The 19,636-nt window shown below is 61.1% G+C and carries 23 protein-coding genes; 10 read left to right on the top strand and 13 right to left on the bottom strand.

Annotated features, from left to right (window positions below):
- Positions 1–26: 26 nt before the first annotated feature.
- Together uraD and puuE are read right to left on the bottom strand one after the other, a co-directional pair.
- Complete coding sequence (gene uraD / locus C4J84_RS17330) at positions 27–542, bottom strand: 2-oxo-4-hydroxy-4-carboxy-5-ureidoimidazoline decarboxylase (RefSeq protein ID WP_124435807.1); 516 nt, start codon at positions 540–542, stop codon at positions 27–29.
- Positions 539–1,465 (bottom strand): allantoinase PuuE, encoded by a 927-nt coding sequence (puuE, locus tag C4J84_RS17325; RefSeq protein WP_124404827.1) that lies wholly within the window; start codon positions 1,463–1,465, stop codon positions 539–541. Before puuE ends, uraD begins: the two co-directional genes overlap by 4 nt.
- Before the next feature lie 389 nt (positions 1,466–1,854).
- Here puuE and uraH point away from each other — a divergent pair, with 389 nt between their 5' ends.
- Entirely contained in the window at positions 1,855–2,208 is a 354-nt protein-coding gene (uraH, locus tag C4J84_RS17315; protein WP_124435806.1) for a hydroxyisourate hydrolase, read from the top strand.
- 80 nt (positions 2,209–2,288) lie between these two features.
- Here uraH and C4J84_RS17310 read toward each other — a convergent pair whose 3' ends face one another.
- Both C4J84_RS17310 and C4J84_RS17305 read right to left on the bottom strand, forming a co-directional pair.
- Positions 2,289–2,930, bottom strand: a complete 642-nt coding sequence (locus C4J84_RS17310) for a LysE family translocator (RefSeq protein WP_124435805.1) — start codon at positions 2,928–2,930, stop codon at positions 2,289–2,291.
- Between the two features lie 64 nt (positions 2,931–2,994).
- Positions 2,995–4,341 carry an NCS2 family permease gene (locus tag C4J84_RS17305; protein WP_124435804.1) on the bottom strand — a complete coding sequence of 449 codons (1,347 nt, stop codon included), beginning with the start codon at positions 4,339–4,341 and terminating at the stop codon, positions 2,995–2,997.
- 308 nt (positions 4,342–4,649) lie between these two features.
- On the opposite strand from C4J84_RS17305, the gene C4J84_RS17300 reads away from it, so the two are divergent.
- The gene (locus C4J84_RS17300; RefSeq protein WP_124363720.1) at positions 4,650–5,252 is read left to right on the top strand and encodes a glutathione S-transferase family protein; all 603 of its coding nucleotides are present in this window, start codon (positions 4,650–4,652) and stop codon (positions 5,250–5,252) included.
- Positions 5,253–5,418: 166 nt separating this feature from the next.
- On the opposite strand, the gene C4J84_RS17295 is transcribed toward C4J84_RS17300, so the two are convergent.
- Positions 5,419–6,315 carry a LysR family transcriptional regulator gene (locus C4J84_RS17295; RefSeq protein ID WP_124435803.1) on the bottom strand — a complete coding sequence of 299 codons (897 nt, stop codon included), beginning with the start codon at positions 6,313–6,315 and terminating at the stop codon, positions 5,419–5,421.
- 126 nt (positions 6,316–6,441) lie between these two features.
- On the opposite strand from C4J84_RS17295, the gene C4J84_RS17290 reads away from it, so the two are divergent.
- Genes C4J84_RS17290 through C4J84_RS17280 form a run of 3 tightly spaced genes read left to right on the top strand, consistent with a single transcriptional unit; the run spans position 6,442 to position 9,378 of the window.
- Positions 6,442–7,734: a CitMHS family transporter gene (locus C4J84_RS17290; RefSeq protein WP_124363718.1), complete on the top strand. Its 1,293-nt coding sequence runs from the start codon at positions 6,442–6,444 to the stop codon at positions 7,732–7,734.
- 1 nt (position 7,735) lies between these two features.
- Positions 7,736–9,061, top strand: coding sequence for an acyclic terpene utilization AtuA family protein (locus tag C4J84_RS17285; RefSeq protein WP_124435802.1), 1,326 nt, complete (start codon positions 7,736–7,738; stop codon positions 9,059–9,061).
- Positions 9,058–9,378, top strand: a complete 321-nt coding sequence (locus C4J84_RS17280) for a hypothetical protein (RefSeq protein WP_124435801.1) — start codon at positions 9,058–9,060, stop codon at positions 9,376–9,378. Before C4J84_RS17285 ends, C4J84_RS17280 begins: the two co-directional genes overlap by 4 nt.
- Positions 9,379–9,651: 273 nt before the next feature.
- On the opposite strand, the gene C4J84_RS17275 is transcribed toward C4J84_RS17280, so the two are convergent.
- From C4J84_RS17275 to C4J84_RS17255, 5 genes are all read right to left on the bottom strand, one after another.
- Positions 9,652–10,023 carry a glutathione S-transferase N-terminal domain-containing protein gene (locus tag C4J84_RS17275; protein ID WP_124363715.1) on the bottom strand — a complete coding sequence of 124 codons (372 nt, stop codon included), beginning with the start codon at positions 10,021–10,023 and terminating at the stop codon, positions 9,652–9,654.
- 101 nt (positions 10,024–10,124) lie between these two features.
- Entirely contained in the window at positions 10,125–10,670 is a 546-nt protein-coding gene (gene folE / locus C4J84_RS17270; protein WP_124363714.1) for a GTP cyclohydrolase I FolE, read from the bottom strand.
- Positions 10,671–10,748: 78 nt separating this feature from the next.
- Positions 10,749–11,306 carry a Smr/MutS family protein gene (locus C4J84_RS17265; protein ID WP_003175227.1) on the bottom strand — a complete coding sequence of 186 codons (558 nt, stop codon included), beginning with the start codon at positions 11,304–11,306 and terminating at the stop codon, positions 10,749–10,751.
- A 75-nt stretch (positions 11,307–11,381) separates the two neighbouring features.
- Positions 11,382–11,702, bottom strand: coding sequence for a hypothetical protein (locus tag C4J84_RS17260; protein WP_124363713.1), 321 nt, complete (start codon positions 11,700–11,702; stop codon positions 11,382–11,384).
- A 140-nt stretch (positions 11,703–11,842) separates the two neighbouring features.
- Positions 11,843–12,433, bottom strand: a complete 591-nt coding sequence (locus tag C4J84_RS17255; RefSeq protein ID WP_124435800.1) for a cysteine hydrolase family protein — start codon at positions 12,431–12,433, stop codon at positions 11,843–11,845.
- Between the two features lie 239 nt (positions 12,434–12,672).
- Between C4J84_RS17255 and prmB the strand changes: the two genes are divergently transcribed.
- Positions 12,673–13,581, top strand: coding sequence for a 50S ribosomal protein L3 N(5)-glutamine methyltransferase (gene prmB / locus C4J84_RS17250; protein ID WP_124435799.1), 909 nt, complete (start codon positions 12,673–12,675; stop codon positions 13,579–13,581).
- Positions 13,582–13,708: 127 nt separating this feature from the next.
- Here the strand turns inward: prmB and C4J84_RS17245 are convergent, their stop codons facing one another.
- Both C4J84_RS17245 and C4J84_RS17240 read right to left on the bottom strand, forming a co-directional pair.
- On the bottom strand, positions 13,709–14,512 hold the full coding sequence (locus C4J84_RS17245; RefSeq protein WP_124407789.1) for a hypothetical protein: 804 nt from the start codon (positions 14,510–14,512) through the stop codon (positions 13,709–13,711).
- 99 nt (positions 14,513–14,611) lie between these two features.
- Positions 14,612–15,574, bottom strand: coding sequence for an alpha/beta hydrolase (locus tag C4J84_RS17240; RefSeq protein ID WP_124435798.1), 963 nt, complete (start codon positions 15,572–15,574; stop codon positions 14,612–14,614).
- A gap of 143 nt (positions 15,575–15,717) precedes the next feature.
- Between C4J84_RS17240 and aroC the strand changes: the two genes are divergently transcribed.
- The 4 genes from aroC (at position 15,718) to C4J84_RS17220 (ending at position 18,986) form a co-directional block, all read left to right on the top strand.
- The gene (aroC, locus tag C4J84_RS17235) at positions 15,718–16,809 is read left to right on the top strand and encodes a chorismate synthase (protein ID WP_124435797.1); all 1,092 of its coding nucleotides are present in this window, start codon (positions 15,718–15,720) and stop codon (positions 16,807–16,809) included.
- A 10-nt stretch (positions 16,810–16,819) separates the two neighbouring features.
- The gene (locus C4J84_RS17230) at positions 16,820–17,980 is read left to right on the top strand and encodes an MFS transporter (RefSeq protein WP_124435796.1); all 1,161 of its coding nucleotides are present in this window, start codon (positions 16,820–16,822) and stop codon (positions 17,978–17,980) included.
- On the top strand, positions 17,977–18,507 hold the full coding sequence (locus C4J84_RS17225) for an acireductone dioxygenase (protein ID WP_124435795.1): 531 nt from the start codon (positions 17,977–17,979) through the stop codon (positions 18,505–18,507). Before C4J84_RS17230 ends, C4J84_RS17225 begins: the two co-directional genes overlap by 4 nt.
- Before the next feature lie 209 nt (positions 18,508–18,716).
- On the top strand, positions 18,717–18,986 hold the full coding sequence (locus tag C4J84_RS17220) for a response regulator transcription factor (protein WP_124367793.1): 270 nt from the start codon (positions 18,717–18,719) through the stop codon (positions 18,984–18,986).
- 60 nt (positions 18,987–19,046) lie between these two features.
- On the opposite strand, the gene C4J84_RS17215 is transcribed toward C4J84_RS17220, so the two are convergent.
- Positions 19,047–19,325, bottom strand: a complete 279-nt coding sequence (locus C4J84_RS17215; RefSeq protein WP_003172952.1) for a DUF3509 domain-containing protein — start codon at positions 19,323–19,325, stop codon at positions 19,047–19,049.
- Between the last annotated feature and the right edge of the window lie 311 nt (positions 19,326–19,636).

The following is a 19,636-nucleotide window of genomic DNA, read 5'->3' as shown; positions in this document are numbered from 1 at the left end:
TGAATAGAGTGGCTGGGGATGGTCGTTTAGAGGGTCAGTAATCGGAACAACGCGATCTTGTTGATCTCAGCCAGCGCGCAGTTGAACTCGGCTTCAACCGAGTTGTGAATGCGCGTTTCGAACGCGGCCAGGATCTGGTGCCGGTTGCTGCCTTTTACCGCCATGATGAAGGGAAACTTGAACTTGGCCTTGTAGGCCTCGTTCAGCTCGGTGAAGCGCGAGAACTCTTCGGCCGTGCATTGGTGTATACCGGCGCCAGCCTGTTCTCCAGTGCTGGCTGCGGTAAGCTGGCCCTGGACGGCGGCTTTGCCGGCCAGGTCCGGGTGAGCGTTGATCAGTGCCAGCTGGCTGGCATGATCGGCGCTCAACAGGATATCGCTCATGCGCTGGTGCAGGGTTTCGATCTGGTCGATCGACGCATCCTGGCCCAGGTCGAAGGCCTTTTCGGCCACCCATGGCGAGTGTTCGTAGATATCGGCGAAGGCGGCGACAAAATCATCGCGGCTCAGGCTCGACGGTTCAAGGGTTTGGAACGCAGTCATTTCGCCGCTCCCGTGCAGGGGTGGGTGTGCTGCCAGTGCCGGGCGATGTCGACGCGGCGGGTGAACCACACCTGTTCATGGCTTTTGGCGTACTCGATAAAGCGCTTCAACGAAGCCAGGCGCGCCGGGCGCCCGATCAGGCGGCAGTGCAGGCCGATGGAAAGCATCTTCGGCGCCTCGGCCCCTTCGGCATAGAGCACGTCGAAGGCGTCCTTGAGGTACTCGAAAAAGTCGTCGCCCTTGTTGAAACCCTGCACCTGGGTGAAGCGCATGTCGTTGGTGTCCAGGGTATAAGGGATCACCAGATGCGGCTTGCCGGTGGGCGTGTTGGGCTCCCAGTAGGGCAGGTCGTCGTCGTAGGTGTCGCAGTCATACAGGAAGCCGCCTTCCTCCATCACCAGGCGCCGCGTGTTGGGGCCGGTGCGGCCGGTGTACCAGCCCAGCGGGCGTTCACCGGTCAGCTCGGTGAGGATACGGATCGCTTCGAGCATATGCTCGCGTTCCTGGGCCTCGTCCATGTACTGGTAGTCGATCCAGCGGTAGCCGTGACTGCAGATCTCGTGGCCGGCGGCAACCATGGCGCGGATTACGTCCGGATGGCGCTGGGCGGCCATGGCCACGGCGAAGATGGTCAGCGGGATGTCGAATTCCTTGAACAGCTTGAGGATGCGCCACACCCCGGCACGGCTGCCGTATTCGTACAGCGACTCCATGCTCATGTTGCGCGCGCCCTGCAGCGGTTGCGCCGAGACCATTTCCGAGAGGAAGGCTTCGGACTCTTTATCGCCATGCAGGATATTGCGCTCGCCGCCTTCTTCGTAATTGAGTACGAACGACAGCGCGATGCGTGCATTGCCCGGCCAGTGGGGGTGAGGAGGGTTACTGCCGTAACCGATCAGGTCGCGTGGGTAGTCAGCGCTCACTGCAGTCTTCCTTCTTGTTCGTGGTAGCAAATGTGTGTGGCGGCCGGGCAGCAGAAAGACTGGGTGGCGTCACAGCGATGAATGATTGTATACAACTTATTGCTCACTTTGTAAGCCTGCATTTCTGCATTTTTTCGCTGAGGGTGCCTGGAAAAGCTGTAGCAAGAAACTTGCCTGACTGGTCAGCAAATGGACAAAAGGTCGTTTGAAAGCAAGGATGATCGAGGAATTGATCCTTTGTGCAGCAATGGCGAGAGAATCCTCAGCTTTGTGGTTTTTATTGTGTACAATTTTTTTGAAAAATGTCTTAATCAGCTCTCGCCGGCTTTTTCGATGCCCTGAAAAAGTGCGGGTTCTTTATGACTGACTTCGGGAGGCGCATAAACGCCATGGGACGTTTGACCACACACGTTTTGGATGCCGCGCACGGCTGCCCCGGCAGCACAATCATGGTTGAGCTATACCGCGTCGACGGCGCGCAACTAACGCTGGTCGCCACCGCCGTGACTAACGACGACGGTCGCTGCGACGCACCGTTGCTGCAGGGCGACGACTACCGCAGCGGTGTCTATCAACTGCAGTTCAGCGCCGGCGACTATTACCGCGCCCGTGGCGTGCAGTTGCCGGAGCCGGCTTTCCTCGATGTGGTAGTGCTGCGGTTCGGCATCAGCGCCGAGCAGGATCACTACCATGTCCCGTTACTGATTTCGCCTTACAGCTATTCGACCTATCGCGGTAGCTGAGCGTCACCTCGCTTCATACCCCCAAGCTCTTCGTTGGTTTTTTGCCCGCCCACACTGCGGGCTTTTTTTCGGCTGCGCATTCAACCCAGTGGCGCTCGAGCCTTGATCAGCGAGGCCACGCCGGCGCAGCCGAACAAGGCGGCGCTGATGCGGTTGAACCAGCTCTGGCCCGAGCCGCTACGCAAATACCGCGCGGCGCTCCGCGCACCCAGGCCGTAACCAAGCTTGCACAGCAGGTCGAGCACGGTCCAGGTGGCGATCATGGTCAACAGCTGCGGCAGGAATGCCTGATCCGCGCTGAGAAATTGCGGCAGGAAGGCGGCAAAGAACAGGATGTCCTTGGGGTTGCTGGCCCCCAGCACAAAGGCGCGACCGAACAGCACGCGAAAACGTGGGGTCGACGCCACCTGTGGCACATCAGCGCCCTCGGCCGGCCGACGTGATTGCTGCCAGCTCTGCCAGGCCAGGTAAAACAAGTACATCGCGCCGACGATTTTCAGCGCGCTGAACACTTGCTCGGACGCCAGCAACAGCGCGCCCAGGCCCAAGGCCGAGGCGCTCAGCAGGCAGATCGAGGCAAATACCCCGCCGAGGAACGCCGGGTACGAACGGCGCAGGCCGTAGTTCAAGCTGTTGCTGATCATCAGCAGGGAAAGAGGGCCAGGGATCAGGATCACCACCAGCGCCGCGCCGCTGAACAGCAGCCAGGTTTCCAGGTTCATTGCAGTCCTCCAATCGTACGAAAGCCCCACCCGATGGGGTGAGGCGCGGTGCAGCCGTGGGGCCTTACAGGAAGGCGAACTTGGCGATAAATATCACGCACAGCACCCACAGGCTGACGGAAATTTCCTTGTGCTTACCGGTGCCGGCCTTCAGCGCGACATAGGTGATAAAGCCCAGCGCGATGCCGTCGGCCACCGAGAAGGTCAGCGGCATCATGATCGCCGTGACGATGGCCGGAATGCTGTCGGTGGCCTCGTCCCAATTGATATGCGCCATGCTGGCCATCATCAGCATCGCCACGTAAATCAACGCGCCCGCCGTGGCATAGGCTGGAATCATGCCCGCCAGCGGCGCAAAAAACATCGCCGCCACGAACAAAATACCCACCGTCACCGCCGTCAGCCCGGTGCGCCCGCCGGCAGCCACCCCGGCGGCGCTTTCCACGTAGCTGGTCACGGGCGGCACGCCGACCATGGCCCCGAACACGCTGGAGGCGCTGTCGGCTTTCAATGCACGGGCCAGGTTATCGATCTTGCCGTCGGCATTGACCAGCCCGGCCCGTTGCGCAACGCCCATCAGTGTACCGGCAGTGTCGAACATGTGTACAAAAAGAAAGGCAAATACCACGCTGATCATGCTGACATTGAACACACCCTTGACGTCCATGGCCATCCAGGTTGGCGCAAGGCTGGGCGGGGTGGAGAGAATGCCGTTGTAGTGCACCAGGCCCAGGCCCCAGCCGGCCAGGGTCACGGCGATGATGCTGATGAGGATCGCGCCGAACACGCGGTGGTAGCTGAGGATCGCAATCAGCAGGAAGCACACCGCCGCCAGCAGGGGCGCGGGCTCGTGCAGCGAACCGAGCTTGATCAGCGTGGCGGGGCTGTCGACGATGATGCCGGCGGTCTTCAGGCCGATCACCCCGAGAAACAAGCCGACACCCGCGCCCATGGCGTGGCGCAGGCTCACCGGAATGCTGTTGAGCAGCCATTCGCGCACGCGGGACAAGGTGAGGCCCATGAACAGCACGCCCGAGATAAATACCGCACCCAGCGCGGTTTCCCAGTGGTAGCCCATGGTGCCGACCACGGTGTAGGTGAAAAACGCGTTCAAGCCCATGCCCGGCGCCAGGCCCACCGGCCAGTTGGCGTACAGGCCCATCAACAGGCAACCCAGCGCGGCGGCGATGCAGGTGGCGACGAAGGCCGCGCCGTGATCGATGCCGGCGTCGGCCATGATGTTGGGGTTGACGAAGATGATGTAGGCCATGGTGATGAACGTCGTGAGGCCGGCGATCAGCTCGGTCTTCACTGTGGTGCCATGCAAACGCAGTTTGAACAGGCGTTCCAGCCAGCCGCCTTGGGGCGCGGCGAGATCCAGCGTAGGGGCTTCGGTTTTGCGGCTATCCACAGCGAGTACTCCTCAATCGTTTTATTGTTATTTCCAGCGCCGGTCACATGAGTAGGCAACAGCGCTTTGAGGTACTGGCGGGTTTTGTTGACTGTTAGGTCAGGAGCTCGCACGAGGCGAATTATGCTTTTGTATACAAATAAAGCAAATAATGTTTTCGATTATCTTGGCGAAAAGGGATGAAAGGCTGCTTCCAGCGCGTGCGTCCAGATTTATTCTGCCGCACGCCTTGAAACCATCCCTCGATACCCGCACTTTGATGGCGCGAGCGTTCGCTCAGAGCGCGCAAAGCGGCATAAGGGGAGCCCATGTACAAGGTTTATGGCGATTACAGATCGGGCAATTGCTACAAGGTCAAATTGATGCTCAGCCTGTTGGGCATCCCGTACCAATGGATCGATATCGATATTCTCAAGGGTGACACCCAAACCCCTGAATTTCTTGCCAAGAACCCCAACGGCAAGATCCCGGTGCTGGAACTGGAAGACGGTACCTGCTTGTGGGAGTCCAACGCGATCCTCAACTTCCTCGCCGATGGCAGCGAGTTTTTACCCAGTGAGCCGCGCTTGCGCACCCAGGTGTTGCAGTGGCAGTTCTTCGAGCAATACAGCCACGAGCCTTATATTGCGGTAGCGCGGTTCATTCAGTTTTACCTGAACATGCCGCAGGATCGCCTCGAAGAATACAAGACCAGCCACAAGGGCGGTTACAAGGCACTGAAGGTCATGGAACGTCAGCTGCAAGCCACGCCGTACCTGGTGGGCGAGCAGTATTCGATTGCCGATATCGCGTTGTATGCCTACACCCATGTGGCCCATGAAGGCGGCTTTGACCTGGCGCCTTATCCGGCGGTGCAGGCATGGTTGCAGCGCGTGGCCAGTCATCCAAACCATGTGGCGATGCTGGGCTGAGCCACCTTCCGAAAGTGGGATGGGCTCACTGTAGGAGCGAGGCGGGCGGCTAGCCCTTGCTCGCGAAAAACGCCCGGGCAACGCGTTCATTCTGGATAAACGCGGTGGCCCTGAGTTCTTCGCGAGCAAGCTCGCTCCTACAAAAAGCCTTGCCCCCCTCCCACATTTAGTCCGGTGGTGTGTCAGATAACTCTGCGTTGAGCAGTTCAAAGCAGCGCTGCGCCGCCGGGCTCAATGCCATCCCGCTACGACTGATCAAGCCGATCTCCCTGTTCACCCCAGGATGGTCGATGTTGATCCGCTTCAACCCCTCCAGGCTGTCCGCCGCCGACTCCGGCAGCACGCTGATCCCCAATCCCTGGCGCACCAGCGCCAGCACCGTGGACATGTAATTGGCCTCCATGCCCGCATTGAGCGTCAGCCGCGTTTCATCGAACAACGCATCCACCTGTTCGCGCACGCTGCTGTCGCGACCGGTGAGGATAATCGGCTGGTCCGCCAGTTGTTCCAGGGTCAGCTGCCGGTGGTGGGCGAGGGCGTGATCCAGCGGCACGAACGCGCAGAGCCGGTCATTGAGGACCGGCACGAAGTCCAGGCCGTGGCTCAGGCGCGCGCGCACGCCGATACCGAAGTCCACTTCGCCGGAACGCACCTGGGCCTGGATGCGGTGGGCCACCAAGTCATGCAGGCGCACTTCAATCCCGGCGAAGCGTTCGCGAAACAGGCGCAACACCGGCGGCAGGCTGCCGGCGCACACTGAGGGCAGGGCGGCGATCGTAACGACGCCACGGCGCAGCGCCGCGAGATCGCGCGAGCCGGTGACGATGTTGTCCAGGTCCAGCAGCAGTTTTTCCATGGGGCCACGCGCGTCGTGGCCGGCGGCGGTGATAGCCACATGGCGCGGGCTGCGGTCGAGCAGGGCGACACCCAGCCACTCTTCCAGTTGTTGCACCTGCACGGTCAGCGCCGAGGGGGACAGGTTCAGCTCGCTGGCGGCCTTGGTAAAGCTGCCCGTGCGAGCAACGGCGAGGAATGCCTGGATGTGTTGGATGCTGTTTTTCATACGGGCGGCTTCATTTTGTTTTTTCGAACACCGGTGTCTGAATATTCCAATTTACAAAGCCTAACCTGATTCCAATACTCCAGGGAAAACAATAACCGGCCCATCAAGGCCGCTCTGGAGTAACCCATGCTCGCTACCCTGGGTGTCATTACCATTCTGTGTCTGCTTGCTGCCGTCATGAGCAAGCGCCTCTCGCCGCTGGTGGCGCTGATCGCCCTGCCGATCATCGCCGCGTTGCTCGGTGGCTTCGGTCTGCAAACCAGCGCCTTCATCATCACCGGCATCAAGAACGTCGCCCCCGTGGTAGGCATGTTTGTGTTCGCCATTCTGTTTTTCGGGATCATGACCGATGCCGGCATGCTCGACCCGATCATCGAGCGGATTCTGCGCACGGTAGGGACGCGTCCTACACGAATTGTCGTCGGTACTGCGACCCTGGCGCTGCTGGTGCACCTGGACGGGTCCGGCGCGGTGACCTTCCTGGTGACGGTGCCGGCAATGCTGCCGCTGTATACGCGGCTGGGCATCGACAAACGCATTCTGGCGTGTGTCTGTGCCATGGCGGCCGGGGTCAATTTCCTGCCGTGGACCGGCCCGGTGCTGCGCTCGTCGGCAGCCCTGCATGTGCCGGTGGCGGACCTGTTCCAACCGTTGATTCCAGTGCAGATCGTCGGGCTGATCTTTGTGTTCGCCTGCGCCTGGTGGCTGGGCCATCGTGAAGAAAAACGCCTGGGCCTGGGGGCCGGCTCCAGCGTGGACGCGGTGCCGCAACGGGTGCTCAGTGACGCCGATATCCAGCTGCGTCGGCCACGGTTGTTCTGGGTCAACCTGATCCTCACTGTGCTGGTGATGGTGGTTATGATCGCCGGCTGGGTCGACCCGGTGGTGATGTTCATGCTCGGCACCGTGGTGGCGCTGTGTATCAACTACCCCAACGTCGACGCCCAGCGCGCCCGTATCGACGCCCATGCGAAAACCGCCCTGACCATGGCCAGCATCCTGCTTGCCGCCGGCGTGTTCACCGGCATCATGCAAGGCACCGGCATGCTCAAGGCGATTGCCGAAGTGGCGGTGGCGCAGATTCCCGCGGGTCATGGCAAGTTGATCCCTGCGGTGGTGGGCTTCATTTCCATGCCGTTGAGCATGCTGTTCGACCCCGATTCCTACTATTTCGGCGTGATGCCGGTGATTGCCGAAGTTGGCAAGGCGCTGGGTGTCGACCCGCTGCAAGTGGCCCAGGCCTCGTTACTGGGCGTGCACACCACGGGCTTTCCGGTCAGCCCGCTGACCCCCGCGACTTTCCTGTTGGTGGGCCTGTGCAAGATCGAGCTGGCCGATCACCAGCGCTTCACCATTCCTTTTCTGTTCGCCGCGTCGGTGTTGATGACCCTGACCGCGCTGCTCCTGGGAGTTATCTGAGATGAAAACCTTGCGCATCGGCGCCGGTGCCGGCTACTCCGGTGACCGTATCGAACCCGCCGTGGAACTGGCCGAACAGGGCGACCTGGATTACCTGGTGTTCGAATGCCTGGCCGAACGCACCATCGCCCTGGCCCAACAGGCGCGCATCAGCGATCCGGCGGGCGGCTATGACCCTTTGTTGAGCGAGCGCATGCGCCGGGTGCTGCCCTTTGTCGGGCTGCACGAAGGCCGCCGCCGTTTGCGCGTGATCACTAATATGGGCGCGGCCAACCCGGTGTCGGCCGCCGTCGAAGTGCGGCGCATCGCCCGTGAACTGGGGACGAACCTCAAAGTGGTGGCCGTGATGGGCGATGACGTGCTGGCGGCGTTGCGGCCCGAGCAGTTGCTGGACAACGGCCAGACCCTGGGTGCGCTGGGTGAGCGGCTGATTTCGGCGAATGCCTACCTGGGCGTGGACGGCATCCTTGAAGCCCTGCGCGCCGATGCCGATGTGGTGATCACGGGGCGTGTGGCCGACCCGTCATTGTTTCTCGCGCCGCAGATGTTTGAGTTCGGCTGGGCCGCCGACGATTGGCAGCGCCTGGGCAAGGGCACCCTGGTCGGGCATTTGCTCGAATGTGCCGGGCAGGTCAGCGGCGGTTATTTTGCGGACCCAGGCTTCAAGGATGTGGATGACCTGGCACGACTGGGCTTTCCGTTGGCCGAGATCGCCGCCGACGGCACTGCCTTGATCACCAAGGTGGCGGGCTCTGGAGGGCAGGTCAGCCGCGCCACCTGCAGCGAACAACTGATCTACGAAGTGCACGACCCGCAAGCGTATTTGACCCCGGACGTCACGGCCGATTTTTCACAGGTGGGGTTTGTCGAGGAGGGCGTTGATCGGGTGCGTGCCCACGGCGCCACAGGGCGGGCGCGGCCCGAACAGCTGAAAGTCAGCGTCGGTTATCTTGATGGTTGGATCGGTGAGGGGCAGATGTCCTACGGCGGCCCGGGCGCTGTCGCACGGGCGCAACTGGCGCGCGGGGTGGTGCTCAAGCGTCTGGAACTGACCGGTGTGAAGATGCAGGAAGTGCGCGCCGAGTTGATCGGCATGGATGCCTTGCATGGCCCGCGCAGCAATGCCGAGCCTTGGGAAGTGCGCCTGCGGGTCGCCGCCCGGTGTGAAGAACGCAGCGACGCCGTGCGCATCGGCAATGAAGTGGAAACCCTCTACACCAACGGCCCCGCTGGCGGTGGCGGGGCGAGCAAGAGCGTGCGCCAGGTGGTGGCGGTGGCGTCGTTGCTGCTGCCTCGTGACAGGGTCAAACCGAGGATAGAAGCATGAAGTTGCATTCACTGGCCCACTCCCGCACCGGGGATAAGGGCGACACGTCGAACATCTCGATCATTGCTTATCGCGCCGAGGATTACCCGTTGCTGTGTGAACAGCTGACCGCCGAGCGCGTCGCCGCGTTTTTCGCAGACCTGCTGGACCCTGGCGCGGCGCCGGTGCAACGCTATGCATTGCCCAACGTACAGGCGCTGAACTTCGTGCTGCCGGGCATTTTGCGCGGCGGCGTCACGCGTTCGCTGGCACTGGATGCCCACGGCAAGTGCCTGGGTTCGGCGCTGCTGGACCTGGATATGTCAGCACCAAACTAAATGTGGGAGGGGGCTTGCCCCCGATAGCGGTCGGTCAGTTGAAAAATTGCTGACTATTACACCGCCATCGGGAGCAAGCCCCTCCCACAGGTTGAGCCGGTTTCTTCAGGAAATGCCGGGAAACAGGCTTTTCTGGTCCTGGGTTCCGGATGATCCAGCCCAAGCGCCGCAGGTCCAATGTGGGAGGGGGCTTGCTCCCGATAGCAGTCTGTCAGTCAAAAAATTGCTGACTATTACACCGCTATCGAAAGCAAGCCCCCTCCCACAGAACATTCAGATCGCGGCGAAACGCTTGTCCAGGTAGTCAATGATGACCTTGGAGTCATACATCCAGGTGGTCTGGCCGTTTTCCTCGATGCGCAGGCACGGCACTTTGATCTTGCCGCCTTGCTCCAGCAAGGTCTGGCGGTCGTGCTCGTTGTTCTTAGCGTCCTTGAGTGCTACCGGCACATTCAGGCGATGCAGGGTGCGACGGGTTTTCACGCAGAAAGGGCAGGCGTGGAACTGATACAGGGTCAGGTCCTTGGCGGCTGCGTTGACCTTGGCCTGTTGTTCGGCCGGGCGCTGCTTTTTGCGCGGACGGGTCAGGAAGTCGCCGGCGATGATGATCTGGCCGAGGCCCACTCGAAGTGCTTTGACGAACATGGCTGAAAGCCTCTTGCCCATGAAGAAGGGGTCGCAGCTTACCTGAATTCTGCAGGCGAAAAAAAACCGGCGATGAACGCCGGCTTTTCCTACACAGCCACTTACTTGATCAGGCTGAGAAATTCGCTGCGGGTGGCCGCGTTCTCGCGGAACTCACCGAGCATCACCGACGTGATCATCGACGAGTTCTGTTTTTCCACACCGCGCATCATCATGCACATGTGCTTGGCTTCAATCACCACCGCCACGCCCAGGGCGCCGGTCACTTGCAGCACCGCGTCAGCGATCTGGCGGCTGAGGTTTTCCTGGATCTGCAGGCGACGCGCATACATGTCGACGATCCGCGCGACCTTCGATAGCCCCAGCACTTTGCCGCTCGGGATGTAGGCAACATGGGCCTTGCCGATAAACGGCAGCAGGTGGTGTTCGCACAGCGAGTACAACTCGATGTCCTTGACCAGCACCATTTCGCTGTTGTCGGAGCTGAACAAGGCACCGTTGGTGACTTCTTCCAACGTCTGTTCGTAACCGCGGCAGAGGTACTGCATCGCCTTGGCGGCACGCTTTGGCGTGTCGAGCAGGCCCTCACGGGAGATGTCCTCGCCGAGTTGGCCGAGAATCTCTGTGTAATTCTGTTCCAGGGACATGAAACTACCTGTGGGATTTTCGCAAAGCGCAAGGTTACGGGGGCGGACACATCGCTGCAAGCCTGACGATGGCACTTGTTACTCGTCGCGGCCTTCCATCATGGTGCGCTTGAGCATTACATACACCGCGCCGGCGCCGCCGTGGCGGGCCTGGCACGAGGTAAAGCCAAGGACCTGGGCGTGCTGGCGCAGCCAGGTGTTGACGTGGCTCTTGATCATCGGCCGCTTGCCGTCCAGCCGCACGGCCTTGCCATGGGTGACGCGCACGCAGCGGATTTCGAACTTGGTGGCTTCGGCAAGGAAGGCCCACAATGTTTCCCGGGCTTTTTCCACGGTCATGCCGTGCAGGTCGAGGCTGCCTTCGAACGGGATCTGGCCGGCCTTGAGCTTGCGCATCTGGCTTTCCTGTACCCCGTCACGCGCCCACATCAGCTCGTCTTCGGGGCCTACGTCGATCACGAACTGGTCTGACAAGCCATCCACGGTGGTGGCATCGGTGCGCACGGTCGCGGCCTGGCGCAGCTTGGCAATCTGCGCCCGATCAGCCTTGGGTTTGCCGGTGTCGGCGCGGTCGTGCTTGATCGGCTTGACGCCGCGCAGCTCGTTCTTGAACAGGGAAAAATCGTCGTCTTGCATGTCAGCCTCCGCGAAGGGCGGGCAGTTTACCTAAATCGCGGCGGACAGGGCGCAGCAAATGCTATCCAAGCGCCATCAGTCGTGTTTTTTCATCAGGTGCGAAGCGATGTTCAACGAGAGCGGCTGGCGCATTCTGCGCCGGCTGCGGCGCCACAACCACACACCCAACCACACCACCAGCAGGCCGATGCCCAGCAGGATCGCCGAGCCGCCAGGGCTGGCATTCAGCTCGCCCAGTGCTGGCGAATGCCCAAACAGGCCGGCGCCACCCGCGCCCGCCAGCGCCACACCTACAATCGCCAGCAGCGCGGCAATGCCCGCCACCAGGCGCAGACGCCAGTTGCTCGGGCCCTTGGGGCGCAAGCGACGAGCATCAAAACCATCGGATATCTTCATTCCGACCTTTCCTCCAGGGTATCGGCCCTTCGACCGGAAGATACACAGGTTGTTCCTGTGCCCGGGGTAAATGCGCGAAATGAACCTGCTTTGCGGATGAGCGGGGCAATCACCGGGCGCACCGCTCATTACAGGGGCGATCAGATGAGGTCTTTGGTCAATGCCAGGGTGGCGAAGTTGTCAGCCATGATGGCCATTTCGGTTTGCTGCACATGCTCGGCACTGAGCACGCCGCCTTTGTAGGGCAAATCGCGGGTGGCGCAGGCATCTTCCACCAGGGTGCAGCGAAAGCCGAGGTTCTTGGCGGCGCGCACCGTGGTGCTGACGCTGGAGTGGCTCATGAAACCGCAGACGATCAGGTCCAGGGAACCCAGGTCCTGCAGGTGTTTTTCCAGGCCGGTGCCGTGGAAGGCGCTGGGCAGCAACTTGCCGATGATGGTTTCGTCGCCTTCAGGTTCCAGGCCGGGGATGAATTCGCCGCGCTCGCCTTGCGGATCGAACAGGCCGCCCACGGTACCCAGGTGACGCACATGCACGATCGGCCGCCCGGCGTTGCGCGCAGCGGCCACCAGTTGCTTGATGTTGCCGACCGCCGCGTCCATGCCCGGGAGGGCGAGTGGGCCGCTGAGGTACTCCTTCTGGGCGTCGATGATCACGAGCGTCGCATGGGCAAGGTTGGCAGCTGCGTAACCACGACCGCTGAGTTGAAACATCGTCTTTGGAACGGACATTCTGGGGCTCCTGTCAGGGGGGCTTTTGTGACATTGTCCACTGGCTGAGCGGTTCTGTGAATCGCTACCATCGTAAGGTACGCCGTTGTTGACGTGCAGCCCTGTCAAGTGGGTGAGTTGTTTAAGCCAATGGTGGCAATTTGGATGAAATCCGACGTATGGCAAAGGCGTTTCGTACATCGTCGGTACAGGTGAACGCTGTTAGAATCGCCAGTCGTTTTTTTCAGGAGTCTGCCCCCGTGATCACTTCCCGCCTGCGCACTTTGCGCGACCATATCCGTTGGGCTGTCAGCCGTTTCCATGGGGAAGACCTGTTTTTTGGCCATGGCACCGACAATGCCTGGGACGAAGCCCGGCAACTGGTGCTCGGCGCCCTGCATCTGCCGTGGGAAATTGCCGACAGCTACTTGGACTGCAATCTGGAAGAAGAGGAAATCTCCCATGTGCAGCGTTTACTGCATCGTCGCATCCATGAGCGTATTCCCACCGCCTACTTGCTGAAAGAAGCCTGGTTCTGCGGCATGTCGTTCATTGTCGATGAACGCGTGCTGATTCCGCGCTCGCCGATTGGCGAGCTGATCGAAAACCGCTTTGAACCCTGGCTGGCCCAGCCGCCGGCGCGCATTCTGGACCTGTGCACCGGCTCCGGTTGCATCGGCATCGCCTGTGCCTACGAGTTCCCGGACGCCGAGGTGGTACTGGGCGACTTGTCCTTCGAAGCCCTGGAGGTGGCCAACCAGAACATCGAGCGGCATGGCGTCGATGAGCGCGTGTATACGGTGCAGGGCGACGGCTTCGAGGGCCTGCCGGGGCAGCGCTTCGATTTGATCGTGTCGAACCCGCCTTATGTGGATGCCGAAGATTTCGCCGACATGCCGGATGAATACCAGCACGAACCTGAACTGGGCCTGGCCTGCGGCGATGATGGCTTGAATCTGGTACGGCGGATGCTGGCCGAAGCGGCGGACCACCTGAGCGAGAAAGGCTTGCTGATTGTCGAAGTGGGCAACAGCCAGGTACACGTCGAAGCGCTGTACCCGGAAGTGGACTTTGCCTGGCTGGACTTCCAGCGCGGCGGGCATGGGGTGTTCATGCTCACGGCTGAGCAGTGCAGGGCGCATCAGACGGTGTTTGCCGCCAGGGTATAACGGGAGCCATGTGGTCAATGTGAGAGGGGGCTTGCTCCCGATAGCGGTGTGTCAGCTACAGATGCAGTACTGACACACCCTTATCGGGAGCAAGCCCCCTCCCACAGGTTGATCGCATTTCACCCTGCTAGCGGTGCGTGGCGATCCAGATCAACAGTCCCGCCTGAAACACCGTAAACGCCACCAGGCAGGTGATGGTAAAGCGCAACCCGCTGTCCTCGCGCTTGAACTTGGTGACCTTTTCCTCTTCCTTGCGCAGTCTCACTTCGTGCTCGGCCAGGTTGTGCTCGGCCTGTTGCAGCATCTGCGCGGCTTCGAGGATTTCGACGAATTGCACCTTCTCGGTGTTCCAACTGTCCAGCACCTCGCTGACCTTGCCCGGCTGCACGTTACCCTTGAGGTGTTGTACGTCGGCGTAGGCCACGTCAAAACCCTGGATGCGCAGGAAGTGATCGCGGCGCAGGCGCGTGGCTTCGTTGAGCGCGTCCTTGTTGGCCAGGTCCACGCCGTCAACGCGGTAGTGTGACCACTTCTTCTTGGCCCATGCAGCGGCCTGGGCGACCAGGAAACGGCCAAGACCGCGGTTGACCGGTTCGATTTCCAGGCTGTTACCCGGGCCGAAGTGCACGCGATGTTTATCGTGATCTACCCAGATATCCAGCTGGTTCTGCTCGCGGCGTACGCGCTGGCCGGGCAATTGGATGACCATGCGCAACAGGCTGTGATGCGAGTCATGGCGCTCGGCATAACCGAACTGCACAAAGCGCAATGGCCGCGCGCCGGTCGCACGGTCGGTGGCCAGCGGGGCGAGGCGCAGCATCTTGAAATGTTCGGCGTGCACGTCCGCCCAGGGCAGCGCCGCTGCTGCGGCGGCCTCGGTTTCAGCCGGGATGTCGGCTGTGGATTCTGGGGTTGCTTCTGTGGTTGTCATGCGGCGCGATCCTGTCCAAGCCCTGCGAGCCGACCGTCTTTTTACGGTCGACTCAGGGCTTATCGGCCGCTTTCTTCAGGACTGGAGGCCAATTGCCGCTTAACGAGAGGTAAGTCCGTCGATAAAGCGCACTATCCGCTCGCCCAGTTCGGCGGCGAGGGGCAATTTCGGGTCGTTGTAGGACGCCAGTTGCTGCTTGACGTTGTTGGGCACGATGCGCATGACATGGTTCATGCCTTCGATCACGGTCAACTGCGCGTCCGGCTTGGCTTTTTTCAGCTGCTGGGCATCGCCGACGCCGACCTGGATGTCGTTGGTGCCCTGAATGATCAGGGCGGGCATGGTCAGCCGTGCAAAGGCCGCCGACGGATCGGCGCGGAACAGGCTGATCAGATAAGGCTGCACGCTGGGTCGGAAAATACCTTCCAGCGGGCGCGGCACATCGGCGTCCACCTGGCCGGCCTTGAGGTGGTCGAGAATGTCGTTACTGCGCAGCAGCAGGGCCGGGGGCAGGTGATCGGCCAGTTGCTGGCGAATCACCTGGTCGACCGGGCGGGCGCTGCCGGACAGGGAAATCACCCCGGCCGGACTCAATTGCGGCGCGGCGAGGGCGGCGACCAGCGCGCCCTCACTGTGGCCCAGCACGATCAGCGGGCCCATGCGCTTGTCGGCCTTGAGCAACTTGCCCCAGGCCACGGCGTCGGACACGTAGGCGTCGAGGGTCAGGTTGCGTTCATCAGGGGTCGCGGCGAGGCTGGCGGCCACGCCGCGTTTGTCATAGCGCACGCTGGCGATATTGTGCCGGGCCAGCACCCAGGCCAGGCGCTTGAGGCTGTCATTGTGCGCGCCATCGGCGCTGTTGCCGTTGCGGTCGGTGGGGCCTGAGCCGGCGATGATCAGCACCACCGGCACGGGTTGCTCGGACTGCGGCAGTAGCAGCGAGCCAAACAGCTCACCGCTGCCGGTGTCCAGGCTGATCGGCCGTTGCAGCACGACAGGGGAGGCGGCCTGGGCCGCGACGGTAAACAAGGTGAGGGTGAACAGCAAAACTCGCAGCATCATCGCGCCATCATTGGAGAGGTGCCGGTTGGACCAACGTCTACCGGTAAGGTTTCGAGGATGAACTAGTGGGTTAGCCTGCGTATACTGGCCGCCTTAAGTTATTACGGTTGACTTGTTTCAACTGACTTCACGGAGCGCCCTGCATGTCCGGCAATACCTTCGGCAAGCTGTTCACTGTCACCACCGCGGGCGAAAGCCATGGCCCGGCGTTGGTCGCCATTGTCGACGGCTGCCCGCCCGGCCTCGAGCTGTCTCTGGAAGACCTGCAAAGTGACTTGGACCGTCGCAAGCCCGGCACCAGCCGTCACACCACCCAGCGCCAGGAACCCGATGAAGTCGAGATCCTCTCCGGTGTGTTCGAAGGCCGCACCACCGGCTGCGCCATCGGCCTGCTGATCCGCAATACCGACCAGAAGTCCAAGGACTACTCGGCGATCAAGGACCTGTTCCGCCCGGCCCACGCCGACTACACCTACCATCACAAATACGGCGAACGCGACTACCGTGGTGGCGGCCGCAGCTCGGCCCGCGAAACCGCGATGCGCGTGGCGGCCGGTGCCATCGCCAAGAAATACCTGGCAACCCAGGGCATCGTCATCCGTGGCTATATGAGCCAGCTCGGCCCGATTGAAATCCCGTTCAAGACCTGGGACAGCGTCGAAGACAACGCCTTCTTCTGCCCCGACCCGGACAAGGTGCCAGAACTGGAAGCCTACATGGACCAGTTGCGCCGCGATCAGGATTCGGTCGGTGCCAAGATCACCGTGGTGGCCGAGGGCGTCAAGCCGGGCCTGGGCGAGCCGATCTTCGACCGTCTCGACGCTGAACTGGCCCATGCACTGATGAGCATCAATGCGGTCAAGGGTGTGGAAATCGGCGCCGGTTTCGCCTGTGTGGCCCAACGCGGCACCGAGCATCGCGATGAGATGACCCCGCAGGGTTTCCTCAGCAACAACGCCGGCGGCATCCTCGGCGGTATCTCCTCGGGCCAGCCGATCGTGGCGCACCTGGCGCTCAAGGCCACGTCGAGCATCACCACGCCGGGCCGCTCGATCGATGTGCATGGCAACCCGGTGGACGTGATCACCAAAGGCCGCCACGACCCGTGCGTCGGCATCCGCGCCACGCCGATTGCCGAGGCAATGATGGCCATCGTGTTGATGGACCACCTGCTGCGCAACCGCGGGCAAAACGCTGATGTGCAGGTGAGTACGCCGGTACTGGGCCAACTGTGAAGGGCTGAAGGTGACAGCCCTCCCTTATTGGCGCCTCTCCAGCTTTTACCTGTTCTACTTCGCCCTGCTCGGGGCGACGGCGCCATTCCTGGCGTTGTACTTCGATCACCTGGGCTTTTCCAGCGCGCGTATCGGCGAGCTGGTGGCCATCCCCATGCTGATGCGTTGCGTGGCGCCCAATCTCTGGGGCTGGCTGGGCGATTACACCGGGCGACGCCTGGCCATCGTGCGCTTTGGCGCGGTGTGCACGCTGTTGAGTTTCTCGCTGATTTTCGTCAGCAAGACTTACGCCTGGCTGGCCCTGGTCATGGCCTTGCACGCGTTCTTCTGGCACGCGGTACTGCCGCAGTTCGAAGTGATCACCCTCGCTCACCTGCAACAGCAAACCTCGCGCTATAGCCAGATACGCTTGTGGGGCTCCATTGGCTTTATCCTCACCGTCGTGATCATGGGCCGCCTGTTCGACTGGCTGAGCGTGGATATCTACCCGGTGGTGGTCGTGGTGATCATGGCCGGCATCATCGGCGCCAGCCTGTGGGTGCCGAATGCGCAGCCCACCAGCCACGGCAAGCGCCTGGCCGGTGACGGGTTTATCCGCCAATTGCGCAGCCCCGGCGTGCTGGCCTTCTATGCCTGCGTGGCGCTGATGCAGATGAGTCATGGCCCGTATTACACCTTCCTCACGCTGCACCTGGAACACCTGGGCTACAGCCGTGGCGTGATCGGCCTGCTGTGGGCGCTCGGGGTGGTGGCGGAGGTGTTGATGTTCCTGGGCATGAGTCGCATCCTGACGCGCTTTTCCGTGCGCCGGGTACTGCTGGCCAGTTTCCTGCTGGCAGCACTGCGCTGGTTGCTGCTCGGTGCGTTTGCCGAATTTTTCTGGGTGCTGCTGTTGGCGCAAGTGCTGCATGCCGCCACGTTCGGCAGTTTCCATGCGGCGGCCATCGCCTTCGTGCAGCGCAGTTTCGGCGATCGCCAGCAAGGCCAGGGCCAGGCGCTTTACGCCGCACTGGCCGGCACCGGCGGTGCGCTGGGTGCGCTGTATGCCGGTTATAGCTGGAACCTGCTGGGCCCGACCCTCACCTTCAGTATCGCCAGCATCGCGGCCCTGGCTGCCGCCGTTATCATTGGCCTTCGATTGCAAGAGCCGAACCAAGGAGCCGTGCAATGAGCTACGTCGCTGTCTACCCCCTCACTACACCCGACACCCCGAACAAAGTGCTGACCCACTTCGACGACATTCAGTCAACCCTGGCCGAAAAAGGCGTGCGCTTTGCGCGCTGGCAGCCCGGCGCGCTGGAAAAGGGCGCCAGCGAGGCGCAGATGATTGCGGCGTATCAGTCGCAGATCGAAGCGCTTGGCTACGCCCGCGTCAAGGTGATCAGCGTGACCGATGATCATCCCGATAAAGACACGTTGTGGGCCGAGCGCCTGAGCGAGCACACCTGCCGTGAAGATCAAGCGCACGGCTTCATCGCTGGCCAGGGATTGTTCGCGTTGCGCATTGGCGATTATGTCTACGGCGTGCGGTGTGAAAAGAACGACCTGCTGATCGTGCCCGCCAACATGCCCCATTGGTTCGACATGGGCGAGAACCCGCATTTTGTCGCGCTGCATATGTTCAATACTGCAGAGGGTTCGGTGCCGACCTTGACCGGTAATGACATCGCCCGTGACTTTGCCAAGCTGGACGACTAATGCAAGACATTTTAAATGTTCAACCCCGGCAAGTTGGAATGTGCTGTGGGAAGAAGCCTAAATACATGTAGGGCTTGGCTGTTTATCCTCGGCCTTGCTCTCTCATTTCGCCAGTTATGTAACTCTCTCCTCGTTCAATGTTTATGTCGCTGTCTATAGGAAGAATCCGAAGGGTGACAGCGCATCAGCATATAAAAAAGGAGAAAGTAATGAATCGCCCCGAGGAGTTATCTCAGCCGTTGGACGTTTTGCCGACGGTTATCAGAAGACGCTTGAGTTTGCTCGGCAAGCCCCTGACCAAGACGGAGCTGCAGATCCTGCGGTGGGCCTCCGAAGGTAAGACCATATGGGAGATGAGCAGGATTCGCTGCACCTCGGAGGCCACGGTCAAATTCCATCTGCGCAATATCTACGGCAAGCTCGATGTGAATAACCGCGTGCAGGCGATGAATGAGGCGGCGCGCCAGGGCCTGTGCTGACGGCATAAAAAAGGGCCGCGACGCTCAACGGCGTCGCAGCCCTCTGTAGCTGGGTGAAGCTTATGCCGAGTGGTAGGTCGGCAAGGCAAAGCGGTTCTGGCTTTGCAGCATCGAAATTTGCGGCAGTTCACTGGCTTGCTCGGCCAGGTCGCGGCGGATCGCGCTGATCACCCAAGTGAGTTGGTCGGCGGTGTGCAACTGCTGATACGAGATCGAGCGTTTCACCTGCTTGCCTTCGCTGTTGCGCAGGGTCAACAGGATGCCGCCGTCCGGACGTGGCTGGGTGGTGACGTCGTAGTTGGAAAATACCGAAGCGAATTTATCTTGGATCAGGCTCATGTCTATCAGCTCCATTGGCTCAAGTGGGCAAGCATGGAGTGAGAGGTGCAGTGATTGTGCCAGTATTGAGTGTCTTAAAAAATCCTTATAAATCAATAATTTATAATTTTTCAGGATTTTCGTTTTCGTGCAATTTGCATGAAGAGCTATCGTGCATCCTGCATTTTGCGTTATCCAACCGGTTACTTTTTGCGCGCAATGCGTTTTTCCTACCGATTATGACCGTGGGTTTCGCGGATAAATTCCATTCAGGCCGCAGGCGCTAATCGGGAGACGACTCAGTTTAAATCCCGCGTGTACAGCTAAAGAAG

Origin of the sequence: Pseudomonas sp. R11-23-07, from assembly GCF_003852295.1 — a bacterium.
Taxonomy (GTDB): Bacteria; Pseudomonadota; Gammaproteobacteria; order Pseudomonadales; family Pseudomonadaceae; genus Aquipseudomonas.
The sequence above is the reverse complement of the archived record's forward strand: the minus strand, read 5'-3'. Positions and strand labels throughout refer to the sequence as shown.